The sequence below is a fragment of the Lacticaseibacillus suibinensis genome (assembly GCF_003946175.1).
In the GTDB taxonomy this organism is placed as follows: domain Bacteria; phylum Bacillota; class Bacilli; order Lactobacillales; family Lactobacillaceae; genus Lacticaseibacillus; species Lacticaseibacillus suibinensis.
The window spans coordinates 12,727-29,357 of record NZ_RHOK01000005.1; the positions used below are offsets into that span (position 1 = coordinate 12,727).

19 protein-coding genes are annotated in these 16,631 nt (G+C 54.3%); 9 read left to right on the forward strand and 10 right to left on the reverse strand.

Annotated features, from left to right (window positions below; genetic code table 11):
- Positions 1-30: 30 nt before the first annotated feature.
- Positions 31-780, forward strand: a complete 750-nt coding sequence (locus EKM90_RS03490) for a biotin--[acetyl-CoA-carboxylase] ligase (RefSeq protein ID WP_125579715.1) — start codon at positions 31-33, stop codon at positions 778-780.
- Between the two features lie 50 nt (positions 781-830).
- On the opposite strand, the gene EKM90_RS03495 is transcribed toward EKM90_RS03490, so the two are convergent.
- Positions 831-1,511, reverse strand: coding sequence for a YjjG family noncanonical pyrimidine nucleotidase (locus tag EKM90_RS03495; RefSeq protein WP_125579717.1), 681 nt, complete (start codon positions 1,509-1,511; stop codon positions 831-833).
- A gap of 140 nt (positions 1,512-1,651) precedes the next feature.
- On the opposite strand from EKM90_RS03495, the gene EKM90_RS03500 reads away from it, so the two are divergent.
- A complete protein-coding gene (locus tag EKM90_RS03500) occupies positions 1,652-4,168 on the forward strand; it encodes a transglycosylase domain-containing protein (protein WP_125579719.1) in 2,517 nt (838 codons plus the stop codon).
- Positions 4,169-4,262: 94 nt separating this feature from the next.
- Here the strand turns inward: EKM90_RS03500 and ccpA are convergent, their stop codons facing one another.
- Positions 4,263-5,264, reverse strand: a complete 1,002-nt coding sequence (ccpA, locus tag EKM90_RS03505) for a catabolite control protein A (protein ID WP_125579721.1) — start codon at positions 5,262-5,264, stop codon at positions 4,263-4,265.
- Between the two features lie 212 nt (positions 5,265-5,476).
- On the opposite strand from ccpA, the gene EKM90_RS03510 reads away from it, so the two are divergent.
- The gene (locus EKM90_RS03510; protein WP_125579723.1) at positions 5,477-6,580 is read left to right on the forward strand and encodes a M24 family metallopeptidase; all 1,104 of its coding nucleotides are present in this window, start codon (positions 5,477-5,479) and stop codon (positions 6,578-6,580) included.
- 398 nt (positions 6,581-6,978) lie between these two features.
- Entirely contained in the window at positions 6,979-7,122 is a 144-nt protein-coding gene (locus tag EKM90_RS12745) for a hypothetical protein (RefSeq protein WP_164507836.1), read from the forward strand.
- A gap of 146 nt (positions 7,123-7,268) precedes the next feature.
- On the opposite strand, the gene EKM90_RS03515 is transcribed toward EKM90_RS12745, so the two are convergent.
- From EKM90_RS03515 to EKM90_RS03525, 3 genes are all read right to left on the reverse strand, one after another.
- Entirely contained in the window at positions 7,269-7,814 is a 546-nt protein-coding gene (locus EKM90_RS03515; protein WP_125579725.1) for a YtxH domain-containing protein, read from the reverse strand.
- A 12-nt stretch (positions 7,815-7,826) separates the two neighbouring features.
- Positions 7,827-8,258: a DUF948 domain-containing protein gene (locus EKM90_RS03520; RefSeq protein WP_125579727.1), complete on the reverse strand. Its 432-nt coding sequence runs from the start codon at positions 8,256-8,258 to the stop codon at positions 7,827-7,829.
- A gap of 93 nt (positions 8,259-8,351) precedes the next feature.
- Positions 8,352-9,095 (reverse strand): GNAT family N-acetyltransferase, encoded by a 744-nt coding sequence (locus tag EKM90_RS03525; RefSeq protein ID WP_164507837.1) that lies wholly within the window; start codon positions 9,093-9,095, stop codon positions 8,352-8,354.
- A 108-nt stretch (positions 9,096-9,203) separates the two neighbouring features.
- On the opposite strand from EKM90_RS03525, the gene EKM90_RS03530 reads away from it, so the two are divergent.
- From EKM90_RS03530 to EKM90_RS03540, 3 genes are read left to right on the forward strand one after another with little or no spacing between them, the layout of a single operon-like run.
- On the forward strand, positions 9,204-10,085 hold the full coding sequence (locus EKM90_RS03530; RefSeq protein ID WP_125579731.1) for a mechanosensitive ion channel family protein: 882 nt from the start codon (positions 9,204-9,206) through the stop codon (positions 10,083-10,085).
- Positions 10,086-10,109: 24 nt separating this feature from the next.
- Complete coding sequence (locus EKM90_RS03535) at positions 10,110-11,015, forward strand: DUF368 domain-containing protein (RefSeq protein ID WP_125579733.1); 906 nt, start codon at positions 10,110-10,112, stop codon at positions 11,013-11,015.
- A gap of 30 nt (positions 11,016-11,045) precedes the next feature.
- A complete protein-coding gene (locus tag EKM90_RS03540) occupies positions 11,046-11,540 on the forward strand; it encodes a GNAT family N-acetyltransferase (protein ID WP_125579735.1) in 495 nt (164 codons plus the stop codon).
- A 58-nt stretch (positions 11,541-11,598) separates the two neighbouring features.
- On the opposite strand, the gene cbpB is transcribed toward EKM90_RS03540, so the two are convergent.
- Positions 11,599-12,081 carry a cyclic-di-AMP-binding protein CbpB gene (gene cbpB, locus EKM90_RS03545; RefSeq protein ID WP_125579737.1) on the reverse strand — a complete coding sequence of 161 codons (483 nt, stop codon included), beginning with the start codon at positions 12,079-12,081 and terminating at the stop codon, positions 11,599-11,601.
- 352 nt (positions 12,082-12,433) lie between these two features.
- On the opposite strand from cbpB, the gene EKM90_RS03550 reads away from it, so the two are divergent.
- A complete protein-coding gene (locus tag EKM90_RS03550) occupies positions 12,434-13,165 on the forward strand; it encodes an MIP/aquaporin family protein (RefSeq protein WP_125579739.1) in 732 nt (243 codons plus the stop codon).
- An 88-nt stretch (positions 13,166-13,253) separates the two neighbouring features.
- Here the strand turns inward: EKM90_RS03550 and EKM90_RS03555 are convergent, their stop codons facing one another.
- Genes EKM90_RS03555 through racE form a run of 3 tightly spaced genes read right to left on the reverse strand, consistent with a single transcriptional unit; the run spans position 13,254 to position 15,604 of the window.
- Entirely contained in the window at positions 13,254-13,613 is a 360-nt protein-coding gene (locus tag EKM90_RS03555; protein WP_125579741.1) for a PASTA domain-containing protein, read from the reverse strand.
- 28 nt (positions 13,614-13,641) lie between these two features.
- Positions 13,642-14,160 (reverse strand): YfcE family phosphodiesterase, encoded by a 519-nt coding sequence (locus tag EKM90_RS03560; RefSeq protein ID WP_125579743.1) that lies wholly within the window; start codon positions 14,158-14,160, stop codon positions 13,642-13,644.
- Complete coding sequence (gene racE / locus EKM90_RS03565; protein ID WP_125579745.1) at positions 14,138-15,604, reverse strand: glutamate racemase; 1,467 nt, start codon at positions 15,602-15,604, stop codon at positions 14,138-14,140. Before racE ends, EKM90_RS03560 begins: the two co-directional genes overlap by 23 nt.
- 163 nt (positions 15,605-15,767) lie before the next feature.
- On the opposite strand from racE, the gene EKM90_RS03570 reads away from it, so the two are divergent.
- A complete protein-coding gene (locus EKM90_RS03570; RefSeq protein ID WP_125579747.1) occupies positions 15,768-16,235 on the forward strand; it encodes a DUF2507 domain-containing protein in 468 nt (155 codons plus the stop codon).
- A gap of 77 nt (positions 16,236-16,312) precedes the next feature.
- Here the strand turns inward: EKM90_RS03570 and trxA are convergent, their stop codons facing one another.
- Positions 16,313-16,627, reverse strand: coding sequence for a thioredoxin (trxA, locus tag EKM90_RS03575; RefSeq protein WP_125579749.1), 315 nt, complete (start codon positions 16,625-16,627; stop codon positions 16,313-16,315).
- Positions 16,628-16,631 lie beyond the last annotated feature (4 nt).

The following is a 16,631-nucleotide window of genomic DNA, read 5'->3' on the forward strand; positions in this document are numbered from 1 at the left end:
TGAGCCGCGGTTTTTCTGTGAGGAGAAAGCATGTCCGTCATTAATGCCATCAAAGCGCAACTGCCGCCTGCCTTGGCGACAATGGCCATCGAACACTTCACGACCCTGGACTCGACGATGCTGGCAGCAGAGCGCCAAATGCAAAGTGGTCGCCGCGCCCCGTTTTTGCTGCTGGCTGATCAACAAACGGCTGGCATTGGCCGACGCGGCCATCATTTTGATTCGCCACCGGTTGCGGGTTTGTATTTCACCTATGCCATGCCCGCGCCGACTGCCACCGCACTGCTGACGCCGGCTGCTGGCGTCGCCTTGCAGCAAGCCGTCAGCCAAGTGGTCCAGGTCACCGCCACGATTAAATGGGTCAATGATCTGCTGGTGAACGACCGCAAAGTCGCCGGCATCATGGCGACCTTTGTCCCTGACCCGCAGCCCACGGTGCTGATCGGGGTCGGTGTTAACCTCACCCCGAGCGCCGAGCGGCACGAAACCAAACTCGGGCTGCCCATCGGTGCGCTGCTGACTGCTGCGCCGGCGACTGACCTGCGGCCGACCCTGCTGGCCCAGTGGCTCATTCATTTCACCCAGCTGCTGCAAAGGCCAACTCAAATCATGCCGGCTTACCGGCAGCATGCCGCTTGGCTGGGCCGCAGCGTGACCCTCACCGGCGCCGGCGACAACCGACGTGGCATCGTTCAGGGCTTCACTGATGATGGGGCGCTGCAGCTTCTGACGTCGGAGGGGCTGATCACCACCACCACCGGCAGCATCCGGCTGGTTTAAGCACAAACGAAAGGCGAGTGGCCACTACGGCCACTCGCCTTTCGTTTGCACTATTCAGCGGCGATTTTCGTCAGATCACTAAATTCGCTCATTTGGTAAACCGGTAATACCGTGGTGCGATTGGGTTTGAAATGCGGGTTGAACCATACCGAATCGATTTTGGCATTGCGGCCGCCTTGGATATCAGAGGTCAGCGAATCACCGACAATCAAGGTCGTGGCCGCGTCAAACTTGGGAATATGTTTGGCCACATAGTCAAAGAAGGCCATGGTTGGCTTGGGGGCCCCGATAGCATCCGAAACAAAAATGTCGGCGAAGGCATCAATCAGCCCGGCTTTGGCCAGGCGCTGGCGTTGCACTTCAATCACGCCGTTGGACACCACATACAGCCGGTAATCACTGAGGGCCTCAAGCGTTTCCGCCACATGCGGAAGCACAATCGCCTGTTGATCAAGCATTTTATGATAATGCTTCTCCGCCGCCAGCCCATCAGCCTCAATGGCAAACTCTTTGAACAATTGGGTGAACCGGCGGGCAAAAATCTGCTGGCGCGGAATGCGGCCGGCTTCAAAATCCACCCACAGCCCGGCGTTGATGGTGAGATACCGCGCCTCAAGCCGCGGTGTGTACCGCGCGCCAAAGTCTTCGATCGTCCGCTTTAAGCAAGCCAGTTCCCCCGCCTCAAAGTCGAGCAAGGTGTCATCCACATCAAATAAAATCGTTCGATACATGCCGTCGCCTCCATATCGCTAGTCTAGCATGCCAGCCGCGAGAATGCATCGGCGATTGGCACCACCAGCAGCGGCATGACCGAGGGGTTAATTTGGGGTATAATGATGCGTAATTAGTTGTAATCTGGGGGATTTCAAACGTGCGAGAGTCTAAGCATCACCAAAAAAAGCAGCAGGCACCCAAGGCGCAAAGAGTCGCTTTGCCGCCGTTCAGCAAGGCCACTTGGCCCTTATACCTGCGGGTCGCCTTGCATACCCTGCGGTCGTTAATTTACTACGGCGTCGGCTTGGCCTTGATTTTACTGGCGTTTGGCGTGGGCCTGCTCGGCGGCTATTTTGCTTCCATCATTAATGATACTGCAGTCCCAACCAAGGCCGAAATGACCCGCACCTTGGCCAATGTCGATACCTCGACTCAGCTGTTTTATGCCAACAATCAATCCATTGGCCATGTTAAAAGTGACCTTCTGCGCGATACCGTCAGTTTAGACAAGGTGTCGCCTTGGCTGCAAAAAGCCATTGTTGCCACCGAAGACGAGGATTTCTGGACCAACCATGGCGTCGTCCCGAAAGCACTGATTCGCGCCGTGTTTGCGGAAGTCACCGGATTGGGCAGCCAAACTGGGGGCTCGACTTTGACCCAGCAGGTCGTCAAACTGCAATTCTTGAATTCGCAAACCACCTTTAAACGTAAGGCCGTCGAAATCATGTACGCGCTGCGGCTCAATCACCACTACAGTAAGGGGCGGATCTTAGAAGAATACCTGAACATCATCACCCTTGGCCGCAATCACACCGGGCAAAATATTGCCGGCGTGGAAACCGCGGCGCTAGGGCTGTTCGGCAAGCACGCCAAGGACCTGAATTTGGCCGAGTCCGCCTACATTGCCGGACTGCCGCAAAGTCCTTCCGTCTATACGCCTTACACCAATACCGGGGCCTTCAAGTCCGATCTCTCAGCCGGCTTTAACCGCGAAAAAACCGTGCTGTTTCGCATGTATCGCGCTGGCACCATCACCAAGGCCGAGTATGACGAGGCCAAAGCCTTTGATCTCAAGGCCGCCTTACTCAAGCCTGGCAATGCCGAAAGTACTGTCAGCTCGGATGACTATGTGTACACCATGGTCCAAAGCGAAGCGCAAACCATTTTGGCCCAGCAATTGGCCAAAGCTGATGGTTATACGAAAACCCAGCTTGAAGGCAGCTCCAGTTTGACCCAAACCTATGACAAAGATGCCGGCAAGTTGCTCGCCACCAAGGGTTACCAAGTGCACTCCACCTTGAACAAACCCATTTACGACGCCATGCAAAAAGTGGTGGCCAACTATAAAGGCAGCTTTGGCTACACCTACACCGGCTACGTTAAAGACAGTGTCACCGGCGGCTACACCAAGACGTCGGCGCCAGTGCAAAACGGCACGGTGTTGCTGGATAATCAAACCGGGGCGATTTTGGGCTTCGTCGGCGGCACTGCTGGTCAGGTCAATCACATTTATACGAAGCGCTCGCCTGGGTCCTCGATTAAGCCAACACTGGTTTACGGCCCGGCCATCGATAGCGGCATCATTAGCAGTCGCACCATGCTCGCGGACTTCAAGAAAGACTTTGGCGGCGGTTATTCGGTCACTGACTATGGCAACACGATTTTGAATAAGTTCGTGGACGCTACCACGGCGCTGAAAAACTCGCTAAACATTCCCACCGTCAACTTATACCAAGAGCTGCGTAAAAGCGTGGATGTGAAAGCCTACATGACCAAAATGGGCGTCACGACCTTAACCGACAACGACTACGCCACCTTGGGCTTGGCGCTTGGCGGGACCGACTATGGTGAAACGGTGCAAGAAGCGGCCAGCGCCTTTGCCACCTTTGCGCGTGGCGGCAGCAACGTCTCCCCTTACGTCATCGACCGCATCGAAGATCCGTCAGGCAAGGTTATTTACCAGCACAAAACGGAAACCCGTCATGTCTTCTCGAAGGCCACGGCTTACATCTTGACGCAAATGCTGCATCAAACTGTGACCAGCGGGACCGGGATTTACGCCGGGGAAAATGTCAACTTCAACGCTAGCAATCTGATTGCCAAAACCGGGACTTCTAACGACTACAAAGACCTCTGGTTTATCGGCTCCACCCCAGGCATCACCATGGCCAGCTGGATGGGCTACGACAATGCCAATGGCGCTAACCACACCCTTAGTTCCAGCGGGAGCGCCATCAACCAGCGGTACTGGGCGGCTTTGGCCAATGCGGTATACGCCCTTGACCCTAAGCGCTTTGCTTTAAGCGACACCATGCAGCGGCCAAGCGCCGTCAAGTCCACCACCGTCAATGCCGAAACCGGCTTGAAAAATGGGGATGTCACCTATAACGGTAAGACCTTTAGCCTCACGGGTAGCACCGCAGAAGCCCTGTCCTATGGCTACACCCCAGGCGTCACCCAGGCCCAGTTTGGCATTGGCGGCACCACTGCCAACTACACCGACTTCTGGGCCTCCCTGCAAGGCGGTAACGATGATAGCTATGGGGAAAAGAAGAGCGGCGATGAGGCAGACCAAACCGATGCCGCGAAATCTGATGAAGCTGCCAGCAGCAGCTCTTCCAGCGCTGCCAGCGCCTCAAGCACTGCGCCAACCACCACTGAAGCCAATCAATAATCAGTTAACCGCGCGGAAACTCAGCGCGGTTTTTTCGTGGCTGGATTCAAAAATCCCGCAGCATCAGCTACGGGATTTTTCGCTTGGCACAAGTTTAACGCGTTGACTTGCGCGTGGTGATATCAAAGCCGAGGCGAATGGTCTTAGCGTCGATATCTTCTTTATTCATCATCTTGGTCAGCAGGCGCATGGCCACGGCCCCGATATCATACAGCGGCTGATCAATGGAGGTCAGCTGCGGCCGAGCCATTTCGGTGAGCTTGGTGTTGTTGGAAGTGATGATTTCGAAATCATCTGGCACCTTGACGCCAGCATCCAGCGCGCCATCGAGAATACCCACTGCGACTTCATCGTCGCCAACTACTGCCGCCGTCGCGCCGGCCTTTTGCAGCTGGGCAAACAGGGCCAAACCAGCATGGTAGCTGGTTTCACTTTCGAAGACCAGACTTTCATCGTAAGGCAAGCCGGCCTTTTGCAGTGCCTGCTTGTAGCCCTTGAGGCGATATTGGCCGTTAATCGGCTGGGCCAGTTGGCCGGTGACCAAAGCCACCTGCTTGGAGCCAGAATTGATCAACTGCGTCGTCGCGGCTTCAACGGCGGCCACGTAATCGATGTTGACGGAACCCACTTGTTCGTCAGGATCAACGGAACCGGCCAGCACGATTGGCGTCTTGCTCCGAGAGAACTCTTGGCGAATGCTATCGGAAATGTCATTGCCCATATAAATCAAGCCATCAACCTGCTTGGCCAGCAAGGTGTTGAGCACCTGCACTTCTTTTTGGCTGTTCTCATCGGAGTTGGCCAAAATGATGTTGTATTTATACATCGTGGCCACATCGTCAATCCCCCGCGCTAGGCTGGAGAAGAACATGTTGGTGACATCAGGAATGATGACCCCTACGGTGGTGGTTTTCTTGGAGGCCAAGCCGCGCGCTACCGCATTTGGCCGGTAGTCCAGCTTGTCGATGACTTCAAGGACCTTCTTGCGGGTTGCCGGCTTCACATTCGGGTTGCCGTTAACCACGCGGGAAACCGTGGCCATGGAGACATTGGCTTCACGGGCCACATCATAAATCGTAATTGTTTGTTTTTCCATTGTTAGTTTGCTCCTTACGCGAACGTTTTGGTTCTCGTGATTTCCAACATACTTTAGCAGACTAACAACAGCAATGCAAGCGTTTTACTGAATTTTTCATTGTAATTTTCATTACCATTTTTCAGAAAGCCAGTCGCGACACCCCGCTGTGGTATACTGGTTCCGCAAGTCATTACTCCCCTGACCGTGGGAGAATTTCAGGAGGAAAGCTTATGAACGTCCATCTTGAGCAGCTCCAGGCCTGGGTGCAAGCCCAGTCGCTGGATGTCGCTTATATCAGCAATTACACCAATATCAATTATTTCACCGGCTTTTTCAGTGACCCTGAAGAACGGATCACCGGCCTGTTTGTGTTCCCTGACCAAGACCCCTTCTTGTTCGTTCCGGCCTTGTCCATCGAAGCTGTGAAAAAAGCCGGCTGGCCATACGGGGTTGCCGGCTACCTCGATCATGAGCAGCCATTTGCCTTGATTGCCGCCGAAATCAAAAAGCGCGTGGCCAATCCCATCAAATGGGGCATCGAAAAAGACGACCTCGCCGTTTTCAAGTTCGAGGCCATCATGCGGCAGTTCCCGACTGCGACGTTCCCAGCTGACGCCAGCCGCTTCATTGAAACCCTACAACTGATCAAGACGCCTGATGAAATTGCCAAAATGGAAGAAGCCGGGCGCCAAGCCGATCGCGCCTTTGCCGCCGGCTTCAAGGCTTTGCGTGCCGGCATCACCGAACAAGCCGTCGTGGCGGAAATCGAATACGCCATGATGAAGGAAGGCGTCATGCACATGAGCTTTGACACCATTGTGCAGGCCGGCATCGACGCCGCTGATCCCCATGGCGGCCCAGAAGCCACCGCGGTGCAGCCCGGCGAGTTGGTGCTGTTTGATCTCGGCACGGACAACCACGGCTACATGAGCGATGCCACCCGCACGGTTGCCTTCGGTGCTGGCGTTTCGGCCAAAGCCCAAGAAATCCACAAGGTCTGCTTAGAAGCCCAACTCACCGCCCAAGCCGCGGTGCGGCCTGGGCTGCGGGCTTCTGATCTGGACAAAATTGCCCGTGACATCATCGATAAGGCCGGCTATGGCGAATACTTCAATCACCGCCTGGGTCACGGCATCGGCATGTCTACCCACGAATTTCCTTCCATCATGGCAGGCAATGACATGGAATTGAAGCCGGGCATGTGCTTCTCGATTGAACCAGGGATTTACATTCCAGGCGTGGCTGGTGTCCGCATCGAAGACTGTGTCCACGTGACCGCCACCGGCTGCGAACCCTTCACGCATACCGCAAAAGACTACACGGTCATTGATTAACTTTAAGGCGCTGGTTGCGATCAGCGCTTTTTGTATGCTCGCAAAGATAAGAATGCCTTGGTTTAGGCCTTTTACCATCAGAACTGTGCATACGTTATTTATTATTTATTCATATGAGTGTATCAAAACCGGGGCAAGACCTGGTTTGACAGGCTTAGATTGCTCAAAAATGAACGATTAGGCATTTCTGTGAGTCTAAGCAAGCGTGATTTTAAGCCAAAATCGGTGCTAGAAAGCCAAAGTGGAAACCCAAGTGCATCAACGTTCATACTGTCGGCAGTCTACATATGTTCACGATTTAAGAACATGAAATATCTCATGTATTTATTATTTGCACATCTAGGGGCTAGCCCATATGATTAAGATGAAAAATAAGAAGAGAAAAGAGGAACAGAATTATGCCTGTGTCTGATATCGAACGTGCGATGACCCCACAAATGGGTTTACCAAATGATCTGATGTTAAAGTTGATGCACCAGCACATCGAGCAAGTTGCCGAACATGCGCGGGTGCGTAAAGAAGCTAAACAGAACAACAAGTAACTTTACCATTAGATAAAACCAGCGTTGAGCCGCGGCTCAACGCTATTTTTGTGCAAACAAAAAGGAGACAGCAACCGTCCCCTCTTATAGCCATGATGGCTGTTAAAGCAGCGTTACGCGCCAAAACCGCCTTTTGTCACAGCCCGTTATGCTTCTGGCTTATCCTGATCTGCCCGCGCCGCTTCGTCTGGCACGCTGGGGTCGATGTCGTTGGTGGCGGCATCATCGAAGTCTTCTGCTTCATCATGATCAGCCGTTGCTTCAGTGGCCACTTCGCCTAAATCATCGGCGGCGGTCTCAGCATCGTCCTTGGCTTGGGCAAAAGCACTCTTGCCATCCAGCACGATATCATCGAATTCTTCGCTGGCTGGCACTTCTGGGGCGTCTGTCAGTTCGTCTTTCAAGGCCTGAGTGGCATCATCATAACTGGCCACATCGCCTTCATCGTGTTTGGCACTGGCCGCACGCTGCTTGAGATCTTCAACCAAGCCTTGCGCGGATTCGCGCCATTCGGCTGTGGCGTCACGGGCGTAATCATAATAGTCAGCAGCCCGGTCAGACAGATCATCTTTGGTCTTGCTGAATTTTTCCTTCAGCTCATCGCTGGTTTGCGGCGTCAGCAGATAGGTTGCGGCCAACGAACTAGCGGCACCCAGTACGAAACCTAACAAGAAATGACTCTTTTTTGCCATAATGAAAACCTCCTATTTTGTGGTTTGCTCATTTTTCTTGGAAAACATAGCGGCGGCTCGTTGCCCCACCTTGGCGGCGACGGTAACCTTGGCGGAATTCTTGGCGCCAGTCGACACTTTAGCCGCGAGGTTTCGCGTTGAGGTGTTCAAGTCAGAAACACTTTCTCCAAGTTCACCGATGGCGGTAAACACGGGATCAATGGCGGCCACCTTACCATTCACGTCGTTGAGCAACGTGTTGGACTTGGTCAGCAGCGCCTCAATCTCGTTGGTCAACGGTTTGATTTCACCGTTGACCGTAGCGAGCGTTTGGTTAACCTCGGCGACTGTGTTTTTAATTTCCTTGGTGACAGATGATAAACGAATGGCAATGATCGCTACGGCTAAGGCAATGATCAAAAACGCCACTGCCGCAATCACCCCAGCAACTTCTGCTCCTGACATGCAACACCCTCCTTTAACACCCCACGAAAACGGATGCATATGTATACAACAAGAATATCATCATTACCAAGCCGCGGCAAATTTTTCACGACCTTAACGACTCGGTGCGACCAGGTAGGCCGGATAGGTATAGGCCAGCTGATAGCCTAACTTTTGCGCCAGCGCCAGCGACGTTTTGGTGTGGGCGTCCCAACTCGGATAAAGGCCCCGCCCCAAGCAGGTCAAAATCAGCTGGGCACTGCAGGCGGTGGCCAGCCCGCGGCGCCGGTAGTCTTCGCGCGTATCGACTTCGATTTCGATCCCGCCAGGATAAGCGCTGTAAGCACTGGTACCGGCCACTAGTTCACCTTCATGCAGCGCCAATACGCCGCAAGCAAGCGCATTAAATTGGTCAAAATTGCGAAATTGTCGCGTGAAATCTTCCGCCCATGGGAGCGTCTGACACACATTAAACCAGTGCTGGTTCAGCGCCACCAATTGAACGCCGGCTGGCGGGTCGGCGAGCTGCTGCAGGCGGCGCGGATCAAAACCGGCCGTTGTTTTCGCCGTCGCATAGCGCTCAAAGCGCCGAACGCGAGTGCCATAGGCAGCGGTAATCACCGGCGCCCAGGCTTCGGTGCGGGGCACCACAATCTGCGGCTGAAGGGCGGCAATTGAAGTCAACAAGGCGGCATCGGGCTGCCCCGCCAAAAATGCAAAGTCGCCGATCACTGCCGCCGCGGCTCGCGCCGTACCAATCAGCTGGCCCATGGTGCCGCTTAAGCACGAATAGATGGGCGTTTCTGGCCAGCCGGCAAAAAGCGGCGCGGCTTGCTTGGGCGTGAGACGATTAGGCATAAGGCCACCTCCTTTCTTGGCAATCATATAGACTTTTTATAAATTCAAGACCAGCGCTAGGCCGGGTTGGTGGATTTTGTTACACTGATAACAGACTAAGGAGCGATTATATTGAACCCATACATCCTACTGACCACTTTAACTGAGGAACCCAATGCCTGGCGACGCTACTTCGATGCCATCGATTGGAGCAAGATCATCGATGCCATCGTCAGTACCGTGGTTGAAATTGTTTTGTTCACCGTGCTGTTTCTGGTGATTAACGCCATTGGCAAACGCCTGATCAATCACGGTTTTCACGCTTACCAAGCGCGCACTGGCGTCTCCAGCACCCGCGCCACCACCATGCACGCTCTCAGCAAAAATGTCCTGGGCTATACGGTCTTTTTCTTCTACCTTTATGCGGTGTTGACCGTGCTGGGCGTACCAGTGGGGACTTTGCTGGCTGGCGCTGGGGTGGTCGGCATCGCGTTAGGCCTCGGCGCCCAAGGCTTTGTCGCTGATGTCGTCACGGGCTTCTTCATTCTATTAGAAGGCCAGATTGACGTCGGCGATGCCGTTACACTTGGCACCATTACCGGCGTGGTCACCTCAGTGGGGCTGCGGACGACGATTGTGCGTAGCTATGACGGTACCGTGAACTACATTCCTAACCGCAATATTACCATTGTTTCGAATCTTTCTCGCAGCAACATGCTGGCATTGGTTAAATTGCCGATGCGCCCAGAAGCGGATCTCAAGCATGTGCGCGCGGTGATCGATCAAGTCAACGCCGACCTCGTCCCGCAAATCAAAGCCATTCGCCAAGGCCCCGATGTCTTGGGGCTGACCGATAACGGTGATGGCACCTTTAGCTACCAGGTCAAGTTCCTCACCGCTAATGGTGAACAGCTCAACGTGCAGCGCCGGTTTCTCGCCGCTTATGTCAAAGCCTTGCATGATGCTGGCATCGATTTGCCGACACCACCCCTTAATCTACGCCAATCCTAATCGCGCCCAATAAGGAGACTGACTTTGCTAAATCTGATCAAAGGTGCCCTCATCGGTATCGCCCTTGTTATTCCCGGCCTATCCGGCAGCATTTTTGCGGTGGTGGTCGGGCTGTATGACCGCCTGCTCGCGGCGGTGAACCATTTTCGCGAAGCACCGCGCACCCACTTGCGCCTGCTGGTTCCAGTGGGGCTGGGCGCGGTGCTGGGAATTTTGCTTTCCACTAAGGCCATTTTGTTGGTCACCGCGAGCTGGCCAATTCCCAGCTACAGCTTTTTTATCGGCTTGGTGCTGGGAATTGGCCCGTTCATCTACCGCAAAATCACCCAGGTGCCTTTCAAGGGTTGGTATGTGCTCTTGACGGTGCTGGGATTCGCTGCGATTTACGGTTTAGCTAAGCTCGGTGGTGAGCAGCCTGAGAATCTGATTGCCATCACCCGCCTCAACTCATTGGCTGATGCCGGCACCATGACCTTCGCTGGCGTGTTCGCCGTCGCACTGATGGCGATTCCGGGCATCTCCGGTTCCATTATGTTAATGGTGATCGACCAATATGGCACTGTGTATAATGCGGTGAGCGCGATTGGGCCAACGCTACGCGCCTTGTTAGCCGGCAATTGGACCGCTTTTCAGGAGCAGCTGATGACGGTGGCCTTGCTCGGCCCCTTCATGCTGGGCGCCATCGTCGGGCTGCTGGTCATCGCCAAAGTGATGGAAATGTTGCTCAAGCGCTTCGAAGCGCAAGTGTATTATGCGGTCATCGGCATTGTTTTGGCTGCCGCGTTGATCCTGGTGGAAACTGGTCTGAAGCCCTATTGGCCGGCCAGCACCGGCATCGGTGTGATCCTCACGGTGGTGGCTGGCGTCGTGCTGGGCGTGTTAGCCACGATTTTCTTAGACAAACCCAGCGAGGCGGCAACTGGCGTATAATACGATTATTCAAACCAAAAGAGGCCAGTCATGCAACCAGAATTTACCTTTGCCACCAAAGCCGATTTACCGGCGGTGGTCGCCATTTACAATCAAATCATTCCGAGCCGCTTAGCCACTGCCGATCTTGAGCCAGTCACGGTCGCCTCAAGAGCGGCTTGGTTTGCCGCGTTTGACCCGCACCGCCGGCCGCTGTGGCTGATCAAACAGAATCACGACCTCGCCGGCTGGGTGGGCCTGGAAGACTTTTACGGCCGTCCGGCATATGGCCATACAGCAGAAATCAGCATCTACATCGATGGCGCTCATCACCACCAAGGCTTAGGCCAGGCGGCACTGGATTATGTGTTCAGCCAGCTGCCGGTGCTGGGCCTGGATGCCCTTGTCGCCTTTATCTTCGCCCACAACACCCCAAGTCTCGGCTTGTTCACCAAAAACCAGTTTAGCCAGTGGGGCCTGCTACCAGACGTGGCCTTGATGGATGGCCAGCGCCGCAGCTTAGCGATTATGGGGCGGCGGTTCTAACCTGTCAGCAAAACACCAGCCAACTTGATGAAGTTGGCTGGTGTTTTTACGTCATTCTTTAGTTTTTCAATTCCGGGGTCTTCTCAGTTAATGCGTATTCTTTATCAATATTATGGCCGATGTAGTTGATACCTTTCATCACTTCACGCCGGGTCACAATGCCGGTGAAGGTGCCATCTTTTTGCACGACTGGCAGGAACGCGCTATCGACTAAGGCATGGAGCACTTCTTCGATATCATAAGGGTCATCAATGGTGACCACGCCGGTTTCCATCACATCTTTCACGCAATATTGGTCCAGCGGGGCGGCAGTGATGTCATCTAGGCCGAGCATTTTGTCGGTGATTTGTGGCAGTGAAATCAAGCCTTTGAAATGATCCTGGTTATCCAGCACGGGAATTTTGGCGTAGCGCACTTTCGTCAGAACCAAAAACGCGTGCCGCAGCGAGTTGTCTTCGCTGACGCTGGCAATCATATCGCCAGGAATAAGGAAATGACTGCGGTTTTCCGTCATCATGTTCTCGATCACTTGGTTTATCAATAAAATCGCTCCTTTTGTCGTACAGCACTATTGTAGCGAATTACCGCGCTGAAAGCACCTTCATGGCCTAGGTTTAGACAGGATTTAACAAAGTGATGCTCAGCCTCAGCCACCGAAATGCCCACACCGACGCCGTTATTTGTAACCGGTTGCGGTCGCCCGGCGGCACACTTTCATGCCTCTCCCACTGTATGTGAAATCGGCTTCAAGGCTTTTCCGCAGGCCTGTTATTTGTGAAGGGCAAATGCTTGCTTCTTTCACAAAGGTTGTTTACTATGCCCTTAACCCTTGCTACACTGGTAAGCATATGACTGTCCAATTTCAGAAAATAAGGGCAGATGGAGGCGCAATAATGACATACGATCTTTGGACCCGACTCTTTGCTGAGTTCATGGGGACCGCGATCATGGTCGCGTTAGGCAACGGTTCAGTCGCCAACGTCGATCTCAAAGGGACAAAAGGTAATGGTTCGGACTGGATGCTGATTGCAGTCGGTTACGGGGCTGGGGTCATGATCCCAGCCATGATGATTGGCGGGATTTCGGGGAACCACATCAACCCCGCGTTCACGATTGGCTTGGCGGCGGCAGGGTTATTTCCTTGGAGCGAAGTGCTACCTTACATTATTGCTCAATTTGCTGGGGCCATGTTTGGCCAGCTGTGGGTGGTGGCCGCTTACAAGCCGCATTACGACTTGACCACCGACACGCGCCACGTCTTGGGCACGTTCTCAACGATCAACGCCACCAGCAGCAAATTGAACGGCTTTATCAACGAATTCATTGGGTCCTTTATTCTTTTCTTCGGTGCGCTGGGCATTACCAAAGCCCCATTCTTCCAGAATAACCTGGGCACTGCGCACATGGCGCTGGGGTTCCTTGTTGCTACCTTGGTTGCCAGCTTTGGTGGCCCCACCGGCCCGGCCTTGAACCCGGCCCGTGACCTCGGGCCCCGCCTGCTGCATCAGCTGTTGCCGCTGCGGCACAAAGGCAGCTCTGATTGGGACTATGCTTGGGTGCCTGTGGTGGCACCGATTTTGGCCGCCATCACAGCCATCGTCTTATATAAAGCAGTCTTTCTATAAAGCACAAACGGCCCTGATGCGCGAAGCTTCAGGGCTTTTTTCATGGGGCTAATCAAAAAGAAGCCGACGACTTGGTCAGCTTCTTGCTTTATGATTTGAAAAGTTCCCGTGGCTTCACCGGTTCCGAAAGCTGAGGCCGGTGCCGCTGCGCCGGCAGTTTTTGCGCCAAGTCTGGATGAGTTGGCGTTGCGGTTGGCTTTTTGGCCAGTACTTCCGCCTGTCGCTGGCTGGCTGCCAGGGTCTTGGCATCCAGGTAAAACAGTTTGACGATCGCTGTTTTCGCTTGCTGGCCAGGCGGTGGCGTCATGCTCAGGACCGTTTGCGGCTGGCGGTTTGCATAGCGGACGGCGGCTGTGACTTTGATTGGGCGACCAATCAGCCCCAACGTTTTGAGCTGCAGCTGTGCCTCAGCCAGCGGCCAGGCGCGCAAATCTGGGACGAGCGGCATCGCCTTCGCCTCCCCTCGGCTGATGCCATCATTTCAACGCAAAGCGCCGCTTCAGATCCGGCGCCGGCTGGCCGCTGCGCAGATAGTAGGTGACCGTGATCGTCTCATCAGTCGCTTCAATCACCGCATAAGTGCCACCCATCCTTGCAAACTGGCCGCGCGGCTGGGAGATGCTCCCAGGGTTCAGCACCACCATGCCATCGTGCTGCTCCACCCCTAACTGATGAGTGTGGCCAAAAATGACAATTCGAGCTTTGGCCTTAGCCGCAGCGTCCAGCAATTGATTTAAACTGAAGTTCACCCCAAAGCGATGGCCATGCGTCATGAACACTGGCACTCCAGCCACGGTTTGGCTGACGGTCAGCGGAAAAGCCGAATCAAAATCCATGTTGCCACGGACCGCCACATAATGGTCAAAAATCGGATCATCAGCGGCAAACTCGGAATCGCCGGCGTAAAAATAGGCATCGGCGTCTGGCTGCTGGGTCAAAATTGTCTCAAGGATCTGATGATCCCCATGCGTATCACTCACTGCGACGAGTTTCATGCGAAGCTCCTTTCCCGGTGAACCACTGCTGCCACTGCTGCTCCAAGGCGCGCATTGCGTTGCCGCGATGGCTGACCTGGTTTTTCTCCCTGCTCGTCAGCTGCGCCATGGTTTTACCTAGCGCCGGCAGGAAGAAGTAAGGATCATAGCCAAAGCCGTTGTCCCCTTCTGGTATGCCAGTGATTTGGCCTTTCACCTCGCCATTCACCACGAGGTCATGGTCCGGATCGTTCGGTTTGGCAAACACCAAGGTCGTATGGAAAGTGGCAGTGCGTTGCTCTGGTGCCACTTCTGCCAGGTTGGCAATCAGCTTGGCATTATTGGCGGCATCATTATGACCACGGCCAGCGTAGCGGGCGGAAAATACGCCTGGTGCACCATCTAAGGCATCCACCATCAGGCCCGAGTCATCGGCCACCACAGGCAGCTCCAAGGCTCTGGCATAACCGTCTGCCTTCAGCCGCGCATTTTCCTCAAAGGTCTCGCCAGTTTCCGGCACCGTCGGCAAGTCAGGAAAATCCGCCAGACTTTTGACGGTCAAGCCATCTGCTTCAAACATCGCTGCCAGTTCCTTGACTTTGCCAGCGTTTTTCGAGGCGATCACCACGGTTTGCGGCGCGGCCGCGGGCAAATGATCCGTGGCCTCACTGTCAATTGACACATGCTGAGCGGCCACTTTCAGCCCCAACCAGTTGCCGGCAATGACATCAAACATCTTGGCATTGCCGGTGGTATAAAAGGTGCGGGTGGCCTGCGTCTTGGGGCCAGCCGCAATGTCGAAGTAATCCAGTAACATCGACACTTCGCTGACGGTTTCTGCGCCTGAGTCAATTAAGGTGACGTCATCACCCATCACATTTTGAATCAGCGGCCGTAGCAATGGGTAATGCGTGCAGCCCATCACCAGGGTATCAATGCCTTGGTGGAGCAGCGGCTGCAGGGTTTCCGCCACCACCCGCTTGGCCACTGGTGAGGTCATTTCGTTGCTTTCAACCAGCGGGACAAACTTCGGAGCCGCTAGACTGGTGACCTTGATGTGAGCGGCTTTGCCATGAATGGTGTCGGCATAGGCGTTGCTCTTTACTGTGCCTTCCGTGCCAATCACACCGATATGGTTGGTGCTGGTGGCTTTGATCGCTGCGCGCGAGCCTGGCACAATCACCCCGACCACCGGAATGTTCAGCTTCTGGCGAATATCAGGCAAAGCGGCCGCGGTGGCCGTATTGCATGCAATCACCAGCATTTTAATCTGTTGCTGAAGCAAAAAGTTCACCATCTGCCAGGTGAATGCCCGCACCTGCGCGGCTGGCCGCGGCCCATAAGGCAAGCGTGCTTGGTCGCCCAGGAAGACGACATTTTCATTCGGCAGCTGCCGCAGTGCTTCTTTGACGACGGTCAGGCCCCCGACGCCTGAATCAATGAAGCCAATCGGTTGTGTATTCATAACCCAATCTGCCTTTCGTTAAATGACTTTGAACCTCCATTGTGGACGCTACGCGGCAAAAATTCAAGTCAGCGCAGTCTTTCGCCTCTGTTGTCTTGGGGTCTTTTCCGCTATAATGAAAAAGATCATTGCGCAGCGTTTGCGCAGTTTTGGAGGCGCCTCAATGGCAAAAGGAACATATCAAGACTTACTGGCTCTGCCCGCAGAAGGCCCCTTATTCGGGCAGCTGATGCTCAGAGACTTGCTGCTGCCTGAGTTATTAGGTGAAGAAACCTCGAACATCTCGTATTGGGCCGGCCGCGCCTTGGCCCGGAAACTGCCAGTCGACGAAACCGAGCTCACCCAGCTGTTTGCCGAAGTCGGCTTTGGCGAGCTGACAGCGGAAGCCGCTAAACGCCACGAACGCGTTTATACCTTAGCTGGCACCGTGGTTGCCACGCGGATTGCGAACTTCCCCCAGCCGGATTTTCAGTTGGAAGCGGGCTTTCTGGCGGAAAGCCTCCAGCAAGCCCTCGGGGTGGTGGTTGAAGCCAACGCCACCATTGATACCCACAAACAAAAAGTGCATCTCACTGCCGCCATGGACCTCAAAGCTGAAGTCCCGCGGCCAGATATGCATGTGCGACTTTAGCCGTTTTAGTCACCAGTGCGCTGGTGGCTTTTTTTGCATGACAAAATCCCTCGCCTGGTGGCGAGGGGTTGGTTAAGTTAAGCCTTAGTATACTTGTCCAGCACAGCGTTCAGCTGGTCCTTAGTTTGGTAGCCCACGAGCTTTTCCACCACAGCGCCATCTTTTTTGATGACCAGCGTTGGAATTGCCATAATGCCAAATTCAGATGGGGTGCCTTGGTTCTGATCAACGTCCATCTTGGTGAACTTGACGTCAGAACGGCTATTTTCCAATGATTCAATCACTGGACTTTGCATCTTACATGGACCACACCAAGTTGCCCAAAAGTCTGTCAGGGTCACGCCGGTGTCTGTTTCTTGTTTAAAATCTTGATCAGTTACGACTTTAACCATGCGA

Excerpts from the sequence above, each read along its gene's own strand:
- EKM90_RS03525 (WP_164507837.1), bottom strand. The coding sequence starts at position 9,095 with ATGCCTAATCGTCTCACGCCCAAGCAAGCCGCGCCGCTTTTTGCCGGC.
- ccpA (WP_125579721.1), bottom strand. The coding sequence starts at position 5,264 with ATGGAAAAACAAACAATTACGATTTATGATGTGGCCCGTGAAGCCAAT.
- EKM90_RS03540 (WP_125579735.1), top strand. The coding sequence starts at position 11,046 with ATGCAACCAGAATTTACCTTTGCCACCAAAGCCGATTTACCGGCGGTG.
- EKM90_RS12745 (WP_164507836.1), top strand. The coding sequence starts at position 6,979 with ATGCCTGTGTCTGATATCGAACGTGCGATGACCCCACAAATGGGTTTA.
- racE (WP_125579745.1), bottom strand. The coding sequence starts at position 15,604 with ATGAATACACAACCGATTGGCTTCATTGATTCAGGCGTCGGGGGCCTG.
- EKM90_RS03510 (WP_125579723.1), top strand. The coding sequence starts at position 5,477 with ATGAACGTCCATCTTGAGCAGCTCCAGGCCTGGGTGCAAGCCCAGTCG.
- EKM90_RS03515 (WP_125579725.1), bottom strand. The coding sequence starts at position 7,814 with ATGGCAAAAAAGAGTCATTTCTTGTTAGGTTTCGTACTGGGTGCCGCT.
- trxA (WP_125579749.1), bottom strand. The coding sequence starts at position 16,627 with ATGGTTAAAGTCGTAACTGATCAAGATTTTAAACAAGAAACAGACACC.
- EKM90_RS03490 (WP_125579715.1), top strand. The coding sequence starts at position 31 with ATGTCCGTCATTAATGCCATCAAAGCGCAACTGCCGCCTGCCTTGGCG.
- EKM90_RS03495 (WP_125579717.1), bottom strand. The coding sequence starts at position 1,511 with ATGTATCGAACGATTTTATTTGATGTGGATGACACCTTGCTCGACTTT.
- EKM90_RS03570 (WP_125579747.1), top strand. The coding sequence starts at position 15,768 with ATGGCAAAAGGAACATATCAAGACTTACTGGCTCTGCCCGCAGAAGGC.
- EKM90_RS03555 (WP_125579741.1), bottom strand. The coding sequence starts at position 13,613 with ATGCCGCTCGTCCCAGATTTGCGCGCCTGGCCGCTGGCTGAGGCACAG.
- EKM90_RS03560 (WP_125579743.1), bottom strand. The coding sequence starts at position 14,160 with ATGAAACTCGTCGCAGTGAGTGATACGCATGGGGATCATCAGATCCTT.
- EKM90_RS03550 (WP_125579739.1), top strand. The coding sequence starts at position 12,434 with ATGACATACGATCTTTGGACCCGACTCTTTGCTGAGTTCATGGGGACC.
- EKM90_RS03520 (WP_125579727.1), bottom strand. The coding sequence starts at position 8,258 with ATGTCAGGAGCAGAAGTTGCTGGGGTGATTGCGGCAGTGGCGTTTTTG.